We start from the raw sequence: 14868 nt of genomic DNA on the forward strand, positions 1-14868 counted from the left end.
AAAAATAAATCTCACTTATGAAGATAGAAAACACAAAAGCACAAATGCGAAAAGGAGTTTTAGAATTCTGTATTCTTTCCATTTTACAAGATGGTGATGCATACACTTCTGAAATACTTTCGCAACTTAAAGATGCTAAACTATTAGTTGTTGAAGGGACTGTTTACCCTTTATTAACTAGACTAAAAAATGCTGGTCTTTTAAGCTATCGCTGGGAAGAATCAACATCTGGACCACCAAGAAAATATTACGCCTTAACCGAAACAGGAATCTTGTTTTTAAAAGAATTAAACACCACGTGGAGTGCGCTTGTAGAGGCTGTAAATTTAGTAACTACCAAAAAACCAACTAACAATGAATAAGACAATTAATATAAATTTAGGAGGTATCTTTTTTCACATTGATGAAATTGCTTATCAGAAATTGAAACGCTATTTAGATGCTATTAGAAGATCTTTAAGTGATGATCCACAAGGAAGAGATGAAATTATAAATGATATTGAACTTAGAATTGGTGAATTGCTTTCTGAAAGAGTTAAAGACGCTCGCCAGGTTGTAAATGAAGCTGATATTGATGAGGTTACCAAAATTATGGGTAAACCCGAAGACTATATGGTAGATGAAGAAATTTTTGACGATGCTCCTCAATACAAATCCAGACCACGTACTAATGCTAAAAAATTATTTAGAGATGGTGACGATAAATTTTTAGGTGGAGTTTGTTCAGGGTTATCTCACTATATTGGAATGGAAGATGTTATTTGGATGCGTATTATTTGGTTAGTACTTGCTTTTGGATTTGGTGTTGGCTTTTTTATCTATCCTTTATTATGGATACTAGTTCCTGTAGCTGAAACCACTACTGAAAAATTACAAATGAAAGGTGAACCTGTAAATATTTCAAACATAGAAAAAAAAATTAGAGAAGAATTTAACGATGTTTCTGAAAATATAAAAGATGGTGTAAATAATGTAACTGACTCTTTAAAAAAAAGCGATATTCAAAATAAAGCAAAATCAGGTTTTCAAGAATTAATTGATATTATAGCAAAAATAGTATCTGCAATTTTTAACGTACTTGGTAAATTTATTGGAGCGCTGTTAATACTAATATCTTCAATAATAATTATTGGTGGCATAATAGCTTTATTATCTATTGGAAGTATTGGACTGTTTGATTTTGGAGGAGAATTTCATGATTCACCAGTATTTATGGATTTACCTGCTTTTATGATGAATTCAGTTATTCCAAGTTGGGTACTAGGTATATTTCTGTTTCTTGCAGTTGCTGTACCTTTTGTAGTGCTATTTCTATTAGGTTTAAAAATTATTTCTAGCAATGTAAAATCATTCAGTACAACTACAAAACTTTCTCTTTTAGGTATTTGGATAATTTCATTACTAGGGTTAGGTTTTGCTGGAATTAATTATGCAACACAAACCGCATATGATGGAGTTTTTAACCAAACTGAAGAATTACCAATTGTACAAAATGATACTATAAAAATTAAAATGATAGGTGACGATAACCTTTCAGTAAATAGAGAATTACGCAGACGGTATAGTTTTGAAACTGTTTATGATAATGAAATTAAAAAGTTATACTCAAACAGAATTAATGTTGATGTAAAAGCTACAGACAAACTAAATGCATTTGTTAAAATTAGAAAAGAATCTGAAGGAAAAAGTAGATTAACAGCAAATGAATCTGCTGAATCTATAGAATATCAATTTAATTTAACGGATAATAATTTAAACTTAAACGGCTATTTTTTATCCGAATTCAAAAACAAATTTAAAGAACAACAAATTGATGTAAATATTTATTTACCAGTTGGAGCTATACTTTATTTAGACAAAACAACCAGTTCATTCTTATACGATGTTGATAATATTCAAAATATTAGAGATAGAAACATGCCAAAAAACTATTATAAAATGACTGAAAACGGATTGGAATGTTTGGATTGTAATCCTAAAATTTTTGGAAAAGAATACAAAGAAGAAAACGAGCATTTTAAATTAAAAATTGATGAAAACGGAGTGAAAGTAAAAATTAAAGATGCAAACAATAATGCTGAAGTTAATATTGATGAAAATGGAATTACAATAGACTAAATACAACTCATCATTAAAATATTACAATTCAGTAAGTAAAGTTTAAAAATAAAACAACAAATCAATACTTTTGAGTAAACAAAACAAACTAATTATGAACACTTTAACTAAAATTACGCTATTTATTACGCTAATAATTCTAACTCTTTTATCAACTACATCATGTATAGTTGAAGGTATTACAGGTGTAAAAGGAAACAGAAATGTAATTTCTGAAGATCGAAACATAAGTTCAGATTTTGACAAAATAAAAGTCCAACAAGGAATTAGCCTTTATTTAACTCAAGGTAATACTACTGAAATTAATGTAGAAGCAGATGAAAATATTATTGATTTATTAATAACAGAAGTTAAAAACAACCAATTAAAAATCTATTTCGATAAAAATGTATATAAAGCAAAAGCTAGAAAAGTGTATTTAACCACCAAAAATATATCAGAAATTAGTACATCTAGTGGTGCTTCAGTAAAAACCGAAAACACCATTCAATCTGAAACTTTAATATTAGACTCAAGTAGTGGAAGTTCTATAAAAGCCACTGTTGAAACAATAGAAATTGAAAGTTCAACTTCAAGTGGAGCAGATATAGATATATATGGAGAAACAGATAAACTAACTGCAAAAGCAAGCAGCGGAAGTTCTATTGATGCCGATGAATTAACTGCTATGGATGTTTCAGCAAAAGTTAGCAGCGGTGCTAATATAGATGTAAATGTTAAAGAAAACCTTACAGCTAAAGCTAGTAGCGGTGGAGATATAGATTATAAAGGAAGTCCAAAAAACATAGATAAAAATACTTCTTCAGGAGGAAGTGTATCAGGAAGCTAACTCCAATTTATATATTTAATTGGAAAAAGTCGGTTTGTATTAGGTTGCAAACCGACTTTATTTTATTATGCATGCACAATTATTAATTAAAATTTAACTGAATTTAACTTTAGTTATACGTACTTTTACATGTTTAATAAACAATTTTTAAGAAATTAATATGACAAAAATTAATAAAGGTCATTCTTTTCACATACCAGTTATGGGGTTATCTTTTACATTAGATAGTCCAATAAAGGTTGCTAAATACGGTATATCATCAGTTATGTCAATAGTTGATGATGTTATAGTTGAGAAAATGAATGAATATTACTCTAACAAATTTGAACTTCCGTTTAAATCAATTTCAAACAAAGTTGAAGATTTTAGAGCTAAAAGAATAACTTCATACTTAAATACAGTTGATACTATTGTAAAAGCTAAATTTGAGAATTTGAAGCATAGCTTTGACGAAAAGCATAGTGAATTTGATAAATACATGGAAATGCTTCCAGATTTTTCTGAACTAAAACAAAGTTTCACTAAAACATTTAAGCACAACAAAATAAAAGAAGAAGTTCATAATTGGATTGAAGAAAACCTAAAACTAGGTAGTATCGATGTTAACATTATGACTAAATTAGACAAACCTAATTTTAAAGGAAACGAAAAACTTCCTAATGAATTTAATGATGCACATGCAGCGTTAAGAGGGTTTGCCAATAGTAATTTAGAATCTTCAATTATTTTATCTGCCGGAATGAATCCAAGACTTTATAGCTATTTTGAAGAATTTGAAGATTTTTTCCCTAATAAAAAAGGAGAACTAAAAAAGAAAATTATTCTTAAAGTAAGTGATTATAGATCTGCAATAATTCAAGGTAAATTTCTAGCTAAGAAAGGCTTGTGGGTTTCAGAATATAGAATTGAATCTGGCTTAAATTGTGGCGGACATGCTTTTGCTTCTGATGGTTATTTAATGGGACCAATATTAGAAGAATTTAAAACAAATAAAGAAGATTTAAAAAGTGAAGTATCACAAATACTTACTGCTGCTCTAGAAAGTAAAGGAAAAATAGTTCCAACTGAAAAAATGAATTTAAATATTACCGTACAAGGTGGTGTTGGAAATTCTAAAGAACATAACTTTTTATTAGACAACTACAATGTTGATTCAATTGGTTGGGGAACGCCATTTTTATTAGTTCCAGAAGCTACAACTGTTGAACCTGCAACTATGGACGTTTTAATTAAAGCTAAAGAAGAAGATTTATATTTAAGTAATGTTTCTCCTTTAGGTGTTCCTTTTAATAGCGTTAGAGGTTCATCTAACGAAATAATTAAAAACGCAAAAATTGCCGAAGGAAAACCAGGAAGTCCATGTCCTAAAAAGTTTTTAGCTTTAAGTATGGACGAAAAAGGAAAACCTATTTGTTTAGCTTCTAAAAAATTACAAACTCAAAAAATTGAGGAATTAAAATTAGAAGGTTTAAGTACTGAAGATTATACTAAAAAGTATAAAGCTATTACTGATAAAACTTGTTTGTGTGAAGGTTTAGCAAATTCATCGTTAATTGCTTATGGTATTGAAAGAAAAGGTCAAGACCAAGGTGTTGCAATTTGCCCTGGTCCTAATATGGCTTATTACACTAAAAAAGTTTCTTTAAAAGATATGGTTGATCATATTTACGGAAAAAATAATATTATTGAAGTAACTAATAGACCTAATTTATTTATTAAAGAATTAACTATGTATGTAGATTATTTTTCAAATAAAGTAACCGAGTTATCAGACTCGTTGAATAAAAAAAATGAAAAATATTTAACTACTTTTCAAACTAATTTAAACGATGGTATTTCTTATTATCAAGATTTATTTTCTTCAACAAAAAATTATTTTGAAACTAGTAATGAAGTTCTTTTAAAAGAATTAGAACGAATTAAAAATGAGCTTTTTGAAATTGAAGTTCCTACTTTAGTTAAAGCATAACTATAAAAAATAAAAAAGGTGTTTCAAATGAAACACCTTTTTTTATTCTATCTTTTTAATCTAATCTCCGCAATGAAAGTTAGCGAGTGTTTTATTTTCTAAAATTTTAAGTGTACTATCTCTAACTTCAACCATTAATCTATTTAAACTACAAGCTTCTTCTGTTTTACAATCATCACATTGTTGGTAATAATTTAAACTTACACAAGGCAACATTGCAATTGGACCTTCCAAAACTCTAATAACTGTTGATATTTTTATTTCTTCAGCAGGTTTTAATAAATAATAACCTCCACCCTTTCCTTTTTTAGATGCAAGTACTCCATTTTTTTTAAGAAGCAATAAAATACTTTCTAAAAATTTTTTTGAAATATTTTCAGATTCAGAAATATCTGATATTAAAACAGGAACATTTGGTTCTTGTTTTGCCAAATAACTTAAAGCTTTTAAACCGTATTTTGTCTTTTTTGAAAGCATAGTTAAAATTACAAAAAAGTTAACTAGAATTATGCTTTTTGTAAAAAAACTTCAGCCATCATACATCTTGCACTACCACCGCCACAAGCCTCAATAGTATCTAAAGAACTATGCAATATTTTACAATGTTTTTCTATGGCGTTTACTTGATTTTTAGTTAAACTATTGTATGCGGCACTAGACATTACCATAAAACGTTCATTGTTTAACCCTAAAACTTGTAACATATTTCCTGCAAAATTGTTTACTTGAGTTTCAGTAATAGTAATTATTTCTTTACCATCTTCTTTTAAATGCTTTACTACATTTTTACGTTCTTTTTTATCATCAATACTTTCTAAACAAATTACAGCAAATGTTTCTGCTATTGCCATCATTACATTTGTATGATATATTGCTAAACGCTCACCTTCTACAGTTTGGTTTGCTACAAATGGAATAGGTGTATATTCAAAATCTTCACAAAATTCTATAAATAAGTCTTCATCAGCTCTAGGTGAAAGTGCACAATATGCTTTTCTATTTACTCTATCTAATGCTAAACTTCCTGTACCTTCCAAAAATATTTCTTCCTCTTCTGCTGAAGTATAATCAACAAAATTTTCAATAACAAATCCTTTATCTTCAAGAATTTCAAATATATCTTCTCTACGTTCTAACCTTCTATTTTCAGCAAACATTGGATAGACTCCAACAGTACCATCTTCATGAAAACTCATCCAATTATTTGGAAAAATTGAATCTGGAGTATCCGTTTCTTTTCTATCATTTACAACAACAACATTAACACCTATGCTTTTTAATTTCTCAACAAAAGCATCAAATTCTTGTAATGCTTTAAATTGAACGGTTTCAGAATTTAATTCATCCAACTCGTGTTGATAATAATTATTAACAGCTGTTTGTTCGTTCATTCTAAACCGAACAGGGCGAATCATTAAAATTGTATTGGTAATTTGTTTCATTTTAATCTCTAATTAAAGGTAATGTTGAACAGCGTAGTAAACCCTCTTGTTTAGCAATTTCAGCATAAGGAACTTCTTCTACAATAAAACCTTGATTACGCAACCACGTATTTAATCTAGTAAAATTTGTTTCAGAAACAACAACATTATCTGCTATTGAAAATACATTTGAAAACATATAATACATTTCTTCTTTTGAAATATGAAATAAATTTTCGTTGCCAAATAATTCAACTAAAAAATTATAATCTTCAATATCTAAAAAACCATCCTTATGTATAATTGCTTTATCTTTTCCTACAGGTTGAAAACAACAATCTAAATGAAGTGCGTTATCTTGTGCAATTGTGTTAGATTTTCTTAAATTAAATTCTTTTACAATTTTATTTGGAAATAATTCTCTAATAAACTCTACTCCCTTCATATTAGTACGAGCAGTAATAAAATCTGCATAATCATCTCCTTTATAGGTTCCAATAAAAATATAATCTCCCCAAAGCATTACATCTCCACCTTCAAAATGTACATCAGACGTTGTATGAATTACATTTTCAGGTTCTATTTGATTTATTATATATTGAATAGCTTCCAGTTCTTTTTCTCTATGAGGAAGTATGTTAGAAAGTATTAATTTATTTTCAATTACAAATGCTATATCTCTTGCAAAAATCTGATTACAATCTTCAATAATAGTAGGTCTAAATACTTTTATTTTATATTTATCAAAAACTTTTACCAATGCTTCCATTTCTAGAACCATTGCTTCTTCTGAAGGGTAAGTTCCTGCTTTTATATGCTCAATAGACTTTGGGTCATAAGCTTCTTCAATTGTTGGTATGGGTCCATTACTAATTGCAGTACCTAAAACTACAGCTCTTAATCGAGATGTTTCATCTTGAACATTTAAACTTATCATATTAATAAAATTTGTTCTCAAAAATAGAAAAACCTCGTAAATTAATACGAGGTTTAAACAAACTTTTTATATACTATATTATCTATCTTTTATCTTCTTCAATAAAAGATCTTTCTGTTGCTCCAATATAAACTTGTCTTGGTCTTCCAATAGGTTCTTTACGCAAACGCATTTCTCTCCATTGTGCAATCCAACCTGGTAAACGACCCATTGCAAACATTACTGTAAACATTGGAACTGGAATACCTATAGCTCTATATATAATTCCTGAATAAAAATCTACGTTTGGATATAAATTTCTTGATTTAAAATACTCATCATTTAAAGCAACTTCAGCTAATCCTCTAGCAATATCAAGTACTGGATCATCAATACCTAAATCTGCTAAAACTTCCTCTGCTGCAACTTTAATTATATTTGCTCTAGGATCAAAGTTTTTATAAACTCTATGTCCAAATCCCATTAAACGGAAAGGATCATTTTTATCTTTAGCTTTCTCAATATATTTTTGATATCCACCACCATCTTCTTTAATTTCTTCTAGCATTTCAATAACTGCTTGGTTTGCTCCACCGTGTAATCTTCCCCATAATGCAGAAATTCCTGCAGAAATAGAAGCAAATAAACCAGCATGAGATGATCCTGCAATTCTAACAGTTGATGTAGAACAGTTTTGCTCGTGATCTGCATGTAAAATTAATAATTTGTCTAATGCTTTAACAATTACTGGGTTTGATTTATATACTTCGTTTGGTAAATCAAACATCATTTTTAAGAAATTCTCAACATACCCAAGTGAATTATCACCATATTCTAGTGGTAAACCTTCTTCTTTTCTATAAGCCCAAGCTGCTAAAACAGGTAATTTTGCTAAAATTTTAACAATAGCCCAGTACATATCTTCTTCTGAATCTACATTTACACTTCTTGGATTAAAAGCTGTTAGGGCACTTGTTAAAGCTGATAGCACACCCATTGGGTGAGCTGTTTTTGGAAATCCATCTAAAATCTTTTTAACATCTTCGTCTACTAAAGATTTTTTTTGAATATCTCTATGAAATTTTTCGTTTTGTTCTTTTGTTGGAAGTTCTCCAAAAATTAGTAAATAAGCAACCTCAAGAAAATCAGATTTTTCTGCTAATTCTTCAATTGCATAACCTCTATAACGTAAAATTCCCTTTTCACCATCTAAAAACGTGATTGCACTTTCGCAAGAACTTGTGTTTTTAAATCCATTATCTAGCGTAGTAATACCACTAGTTACACTTCTTAAAGTACTAATATCAATGGCAATTTCATTTTCAGTACCTTTAACCAAAGGAAATTCATATTTTTTACCATTTATTTCTAAAGTTGCAGTTTCTGACATAGTTATATACGTATATTTTGATTGTTAATTATTAATTTTTAAGATTTAACGAATTTAATGAATTTTAATCTTAATCTAAAAGAATTACGGTTTTGATTTGCTAAATATGTACATATTGTTACAAATGCAAAAAAGCCGAGATAAATCTCGGCTTTTTCTAAATTTTATTTGTTTTTATTTATAAAACTTTAAAAGCTTTATGTTGAGGATAGTAAGCAACACTTCCTAACTCTTCTTCAATTCTTAATAATTGGTTGTATTTAGCCATTCTATCAGAACGTGAAGCTGAACCAGTTTTAATTTGTCCACAATTTAATGCTACTGCTAAATCAGCAATTGTATTATCTTCTGTTTCTCCAGAACGGTGAGACATTACTGAAGTATAACCTGCATTATGTGCCATATTAACCGCTGCAATTGTTTCTGTTAAAGAACCAATTTGGTTAACTTTAATTAAAATTGAATTTGCAATTCCTTCTTTAATTCCTCTTGCTAAACGTTCAACATTAGTAACAAATAAATCATCACCAACTAATTGTACTTTATCTCCAATTAATTCAGTCAAATATTTTGTTCCTTCCCAGTCGTTTTCATCCATACCATCTTCAATAGAAATAATTGGATATTTAGCAGCTAATTCAGCTAAATATTCAGCTTGTTCTTTTGAAGTTCTAATTACACCTTTATCTCCTTCAAATTTAGTGTAATCGTATTTTCCATCAACAAAAAATTCAGCAGAAGCACAATCTAAAGCTAATTTCACTTCAGCACCTGGCTTGTATCCAGCTTTTTCAATTGCTTTTAATACAGTTTCAATTGCATCTTCAGTTCCATCAAAAGTTGGAGCAAATCCACCTTCATCTCCTACAGCAGTACTTAAACCTCTATCATGAATTAATGCTTTTAAATTATGGAAAATTTCAGATCCCATTTTTATTGCTTCTGTAAAGTTTTTAGCAGCAATTGGCATAATCATAAACTCTTGAAATGCGATTGGAGCATCAGAGTGAGATCCACCATTAATAATGTTCATCATTGGAACTGGTAAAGTGTTTCCACTTACACCACCAACGTAACGGTATAATGGCATTTCTAATTCGTTAGCAGCAGCTTTTGCAGCAGCTAAAGAAACACCTAAAATAGCGTTTGCACCTAATTTAGATTTGTTTTTTGTTCCATCTAATTCAATCATTGTTTGATCGATTAAATTTTGTTCAAAAACAGACATTCCAACTAATTCTTCTGCAATAATTTCGTTAACGTTTTTAACAGCTGTTAAAACACCTTTACCCATATAGTCTTTTCCTCCATCACGTAATTCTACAGCTTCGTGCTCTCCAGTTGAAGCTCCTGATGGTACAGCAGCTCTTCCTAAAACACCATTTTCTGTTACTACATCAACTTCTACAGTTGGATTTCCTCTTGAATCGAATATTTGACGTGCGTGAACACTTAAAATCATACTCATTTTTATATTGTTTTATTGGTTATTTTTTGTTCCTCAAATTTACAAAATAAAGGACAATCTAATATTAAATAATTCATAAATTATGCTATAACGTTTTCGATTTGTTTCTTAAATTAAAAAACCTTTAAATCAATGAGTTAAAGGTTTTTTAATTTATTATTTTGAAGATTTTATATTCTCAATAAATTCATCGAATAAATAAGATGAATCGTGTGGTCCTGGGCTTGCTTCTGGATGATATTGTACTGAAAAACAATTCTTATTTTTCATACGCATGCCTGCCAAAGTATCATCATTTAAATGAATATGCGTTATTTCTAATTCTGAATGATTTTCCACATCTTCTCTCTTTACAACAAATCCGTGATTTTGAGAAGTTACTTCTCCTTTTCCAGTAATTAAATTTTTAACTGGATGGTTTATTCCTCTATGTCCATTATGCATTTTATATGTTGAAACACCATTTGCCAAAGCAATAATTTGATGACCTAAACATATACCAAATAATGGAATGTTTTCTTCTAATACTTTTTTAGCAACTAATTGAGCTTCTTTTAAAGGTTCTGGATCTCCTGGTCCATTTGATAAGAAAAATCCATCAGGATTAAAACTTTTCATATCTTCAAAAGTTGAATTATATGGAAATACCTTTATATAGCAACCTCTTTTAGCCAAATTTCGAAGAATATTCTTTTTAATACCAATATCTAAAGCTGATATTTTATAAGGAGATGTAGCGTCTCCGAAAAAATAAGGCTCTTTTGTAGAAACTTTAGACGCTAACTCTAAACCTTTCATTTCAGGAACTTTTGTTAGTTCAAGTTTTAATTCTTCAATATTGGTGTTAGTTGATATAACAGCATTCATTGCACCTTTATCTCGAATGTATCTAACTACTGCTCTAGTATCAATATCAGAAATAGCCATTACATTTTCTTTTTCAAAATAATTTTCTAAAGAATTGCTTGCATTGTCTCTAGAATAATTAAAACTAAAATTTTTACAAACTAAACCTGCAATTTTTATTGAATCTGACTCTACTTCATCATTATTAACTCCATAATTACCAATATGTGCATTAGTTGTAAGCATTAATTGTCCAAAATATGAAGGATCGGTAAATATTTCTTGATAACCTGTCATTCCAGTATTGTAACAAATTTCACCAAATGCAGTTCCATCACTACCTATGGACTTACCTTCAAACACTGTTCCGTCAGCTAATAATAAAATAGCTTTTTTGCGTTGTTTATATTTCATATTTATTTAGTTATCCCATTTTTTTTATCAAACATAAAATCCAAAATTCTAATTAAATCTTTTTCTTTTTTGTACGATAGATGTTGTTGTTTTACAAAATCAACTAACTCACTGTCATCATTAAAAAAATTATTTATACTTTTTTTATTCAATTCAATGGTTTCCATTTTATCACCTAATTTAATCATATATTTATAAATAGAATAAACTTTTGATTTTCCAACTTTACCATCAAGTCTATTTACAATTCCTGCTTTATACTCAACATCGTGTTTTTTTAACAGCGTATTTTCATTTTTATCTAATAAAACTTCGTAAAAAGCATTGTTTACTTTTTTAAATACATGACCTCTAATTTTTACAGAATCAATAAATACATTTTTATATGTAAAATACTTTTCTCTACTTATTCTACTCTCAAAATTATTTGAAATAGTATTAAAATTTATATTTGATAGTAAGTATCCCTTTTTATCAACATATATTATAGATTCATTATCCCAACCATCATAAGTATAAATATCACTTGAGTTTTTATCCTTTAAGTTTCCAATAAATTCTACTCCTTCATTTGTTACTATTCTACTTTCAATATGACTTATTGATATTCTTTGGCTAAAAATATTTATAGCTGACATTAAAATTGTGATAAATACTATTTTCTTCATGTTTTTTTTAATTTAGTTTTCAAATATAAAAAAAAGGATAAACTATCAATAGTTTATCCTTTTTATGTTATTAACGAGTTATCATCAATTATTCCTCGCTTTTTTCTTCTTTACTTTCTACAGTTTCAACAGCTGTTTCAACCTTTTTAGATCTACCTCTACGAGTAGTTTTCTTTTTCTTCTTCGCATTTGGATTGTAAACATCGTTATAATCAACTAGTTCAACCATTGCCATAGAAGCGTTATCTCCTTGACGATTTCCCATTTTAATTATACGTACATATCCTCCTGGTCTATCAGCAACCTTTACAGAAACTTCTTTAAACAATTCTGTAACTGCGTATTTGTTTCTTAAATAACTAAATACAACTCTACGATTATGAGTAGTGTCGCTTTTAGATTTTGTAATTAAAGGTTCTACAAATTGGCGTAAAGCTTTAGCTTTAGCTACAGTAGTGTTTATTCGTTTGTGCTCAATTAAGGAACAAGCCATATTTGCTAACATAGCTTTTCTATGCGCAGTTTGCCTTCCTAAATGATTGAATTTTTTTCCGTGTCTCATGACCTTCGTTTTTATCTTTCATCTTGCATCAACCCATTTTGAGGAGCAAAATATGAAAGCTATTAATCTTTATCTAATTTATATTTGCTTAAATCCATTCCAAAACTTAAACCTTTGTTGTGAACTAGTTCATCTAATTCAGTTAAAGATTTTTTTCCAAAGTTTCTAAACTTCATTAAATCATTTTTATTAAATGATACTAAATCTCCTAAAGTATCAACTTCTGCAGCTTTTAAACAATTAAGTGCTCTTACAGATAAATCCATATCCACTAATTTTGTTTTAAGCAACTGACGCATGTGTAATGATTCTTCATCATATGTTTCAGTTTGTGCAATCTCATCAGCTTCTAACGTAATACGTTCATCAGAGAATAACATAAAGTGGTGAATTAATATCTTTGCTGCTTCTGTTAGCGCATCTTTAGGTGAAATAGAACCATCACTTTCTATGTCAAAAACTAATTTTTCGTAGTCAGTTTTTTGTTCTACACGATAATTTTCTACTGCATATTTTACATTTTTAATTGGTGTAAAAATTGAATCAGTAAAAATTGTACCTAAAGCTACTCCTGATTTTTTATTTTCTTCAGCTGGCACAAACCCTCTACCTTTTTCTATTGTAATTTCTAAATCTAATGATACAGATTTTTCCATATTACAAATAACAAGATCGTGATTTAAAACTTGAAATCCTGAAATAAATTTTTGTAAATCTCCTGCTGTTAATTGCTCTTGATTTGAAATTGAAATTTTAACAGTTTCTCTGTCAGATTCCTCAATTTGTTTCTTGAAACGAACTTGCTTTAAGTTCAAAATAATTTCAGTAACATCTTCTACAACACCTTCAATTGTTGAAAATTCATGTTCTATCCCTTCAATACGAAGTGATGTTATTGCAAACCCTTCTAAAGAAGATAATAATACTCTTCTTAATGCGTTCCCAACAGTTAAACCAAATCCTGGTTCTAAAGGTCTAAATTCAAATCTACCTTTAAAATCAGTAGAATCTATCATTATAACCTTATCGGGTTTTTGAAAATTTAAAATTGCCATTTTTTTCTTCGTTTTAATTGGTATTTAGTTGCGCGATTTTTAAATTTGAAGAAGTACTTAAAAATCCTTTGGCCAAACACCAATATATTTATATATTATTTAGAGTACAACTCTACTATTAATTGTTCCTTAATGTTTTCTGGAATTTGAAGTCTTTCTGGAACACTTACAAAGTTTCCTTCTTTTTTATCTGAATTCCAAGAAAGCCATTCGTAAACATCATTTCTATTTGCTAAAGATTCTACAATAGCTTCTAAAGATTTAGATTTTTCTCTTACAGCAACAACATCTCCAGCTTTTAAAGAGTATGATGGAATGTTTACAATTTCTCCATTCACAGTAATGTGACGGTGAGAAACTAATTGACGTCCAGCTCTACGGCTTGGTGCAATACCAAATCTGTAAACAGCATTGTCTAATCTAGATTCACATAATTGTAATAAAATTTCACCAGTAATACCTGATTTACTTGATGCTTTTTTGAATAAGTTAGAGAATTGTTTCTCTAAAATACCATAAGTATATTTTGCTTTTTGTTTTTCAGCTAATTGAATTGCGTATTCAGATTTTTTTCCTCTACGCTTATTAGCTCCGTGTTGTCCTGGAGGATAATTTCTTTTTTCAAAAGATTTATCATCTCCGAAAATTGCCTCGCCAAATTTACGAGCAATTTTAGTTTGTGGTCCTGTATATCTTGCCATTTTGTTTTATTATAGATAGGGATTATGAATTAAGGCTTAATCCTTCGATAATCTAAAATTCCTATCGGTTAAAATTTAATTAATTATACTCTTCTTCTTTTTGGAGGTCTACAACCATTATGTGGTAATGGAGTAACATCGATAATTTCAGTAACTTCAATTCCTAAATTGTGGATTGATCTAATTGCTGATTCTCTACCGTTACCTGGTCCTTTTACATACACCTTTACTTTTCTCATACCTGCTTCATGAGCAACTTTTGCACAATCTTCTGCAGCTAATTGAGCAGCGTAAGGAGTATTCTTTTTAGAACCTCTAAATCCCATTTTACCAGCTGAAGACCAAGAAATTACATCACCTTTTTTATTAGTTAATGATATAATAATATTGTTAAATGAAGCTGTAACATGAGCTTCACCAACTGCCTCAACAATAACTTTACGTTTTTTAGTACTTGCTTTCGCCATTTTGTTTAGTTTTTAGTTGTTAGTTTTTAGTTGTTAGAATCCTA

General features: G+C 29.0%; 15 protein-coding genes. 4 read left to right on the forward strand and 11 right to left on the reverse strand.

Going from position 1 to position 14868, the window contains the following annotated elements:
• Positions 1–17: 17 nt before the first annotated feature.
• The 4 genes from R3X25_RS00375 to R3X25_RS00390 all read left to right on the forward strand — a co-directional run bounded on the left by R3X25_RS00375 (position 18) and on the right by R3X25_RS00390 (position 4916).
• Positions 18–362, forward strand: coding sequence for a PadR family transcriptional regulator (locus R3X25_RS00375; RefSeq protein ID WP_317670712.1), 345 nt, complete (start codon positions 18–20; stop codon positions 360–362).
• Complete coding sequence (locus tag R3X25_RS00380; protein ID WP_317670714.1) at positions 355–2118, forward strand: PspC domain-containing protein; 1764 nt, start codon at positions 355–357, stop codon at positions 2116–2118. The genes R3X25_RS00375 and R3X25_RS00380 overlap by 8 nt, the downstream gene beginning before the upstream one ends.
• A 94-nt stretch (positions 2119–2212) precedes the next feature.
• Positions 2213–2947: a head GIN domain-containing protein gene (locus R3X25_RS00385; protein WP_317670716.1), complete on the forward strand. Its 735-nt coding sequence runs from the start codon at positions 2213–2215 to the stop codon at positions 2945–2947.
• Between the two features lie 160 nt (positions 2948–3107).
• Positions 3108–4916: a hypothetical protein gene (locus R3X25_RS00390; protein ID WP_317670718.1), complete on the forward strand. Its 1809-nt coding sequence runs from the start codon at positions 3108–3110 to the stop codon at positions 4914–4916.
• Between the two features lie 60 nt (positions 4917–4976).
• Here the strand turns inward: R3X25_RS00390 and R3X25_RS00395 are convergent, their stop codons facing one another.
• The 11 genes from R3X25_RS00395 to rpsK all read right to left on the reverse strand — a co-directional run bounded on the left by R3X25_RS00395 (position 4977) and on the right by rpsK (position 14824).
• A complete protein-coding gene (locus R3X25_RS00395) occupies positions 4977–5393 on the reverse strand; it encodes an Rrf2 family transcriptional regulator (RefSeq protein WP_317670720.1) in 417 nt (138 codons plus the stop codon).
• Between the two features lie 29 nt (positions 5394–5422).
• On the reverse strand, positions 5423–6358 hold the full coding sequence (ctlX, locus tag R3X25_RS00400; RefSeq protein ID WP_317670722.1) for a citrulline utilization hydrolase CtlX: 936 nt from the start codon (positions 6356–6358) through the stop codon (positions 5423–5425).
• Between the two features lies 1 nt (position 6359).
• A complete protein-coding gene (locus R3X25_RS00405) occupies positions 6360–7274 on the reverse strand; it encodes a dimethylarginine dimethylaminohydrolase family protein (protein WP_317670724.1) in 915 nt (304 codons plus the stop codon).
• Between the two features lie 82 nt (positions 7275–7356).
• Positions 7357–8643, reverse strand: coding sequence for a citrate synthase (locus R3X25_RS00410; protein WP_317670726.1), 1287 nt, complete (start codon positions 8641–8643; stop codon positions 7357–7359).
• A 178-nt stretch (positions 8644–8821) separates the two neighbouring features.
• Positions 8822–10111, reverse strand: coding sequence for a phosphopyruvate hydratase (gene eno / locus R3X25_RS00415; RefSeq protein WP_317670728.1), 1290 nt, complete (start codon positions 10109–10111; stop codon positions 8822–8824).
• A gap of 156 nt (positions 10112–10267) precedes the next feature.
• Positions 10268–11371, reverse strand: a complete 1104-nt coding sequence (carA, locus tag R3X25_RS00420) for a glutamine-hydrolyzing carbamoyl-phosphate synthase small subunit (RefSeq protein WP_317670730.1) — start codon at positions 11369–11371, stop codon at positions 10268–10270.
• A gap of 2 nt (positions 11372–11373) precedes the next feature.
• A complete protein-coding gene (locus tag R3X25_RS00425) occupies positions 11374–12039 on the reverse strand; it encodes a hypothetical protein (protein WP_317670732.1) in 666 nt (221 codons plus the stop codon).
• A gap of 88 nt (positions 12040–12127) precedes the next feature.
• Complete coding sequence (rplQ, locus tag R3X25_RS00430) at positions 12128–12601, reverse strand: 50S ribosomal protein L17 (RefSeq protein WP_317670733.1); 474 nt, start codon at positions 12599–12601, stop codon at positions 12128–12130.
• Positions 12602–12663: 62 nt separating this feature from the next.
• Positions 12664–13656 (reverse strand): DNA-directed RNA polymerase subunit alpha, encoded by a 993-nt coding sequence (locus tag R3X25_RS00435; protein WP_317670735.1) that lies wholly within the window; start codon positions 13654–13656, stop codon positions 12664–12666.
• A 95-nt stretch (positions 13657–13751) separates the two neighbouring features.
• Complete coding sequence (gene rpsD, locus R3X25_RS00440; RefSeq protein ID WP_317670737.1) at positions 13752–14357, reverse strand: 30S ribosomal protein S4; 606 nt, start codon at positions 14355–14357, stop codon at positions 13752–13754.
• 83 nt (positions 14358–14440) lie between these two features.
• A complete protein-coding gene (rpsK, locus tag R3X25_RS00445) occupies positions 14441–14824 on the reverse strand; it encodes a 30S ribosomal protein S11 (RefSeq protein ID WP_317670739.1) in 384 nt (127 codons plus the stop codon).
• Positions 14825–14868: the final 44 nt, after the last annotated feature.

Source organism: Lutibacter sp. TH_r2, assembly GCF_033101135.1.
Lineage (GTDB): Bacteria > Bacteroidota > Bacteroidia > Flavobacteriales > Flavobacteriaceae > Lutibacter.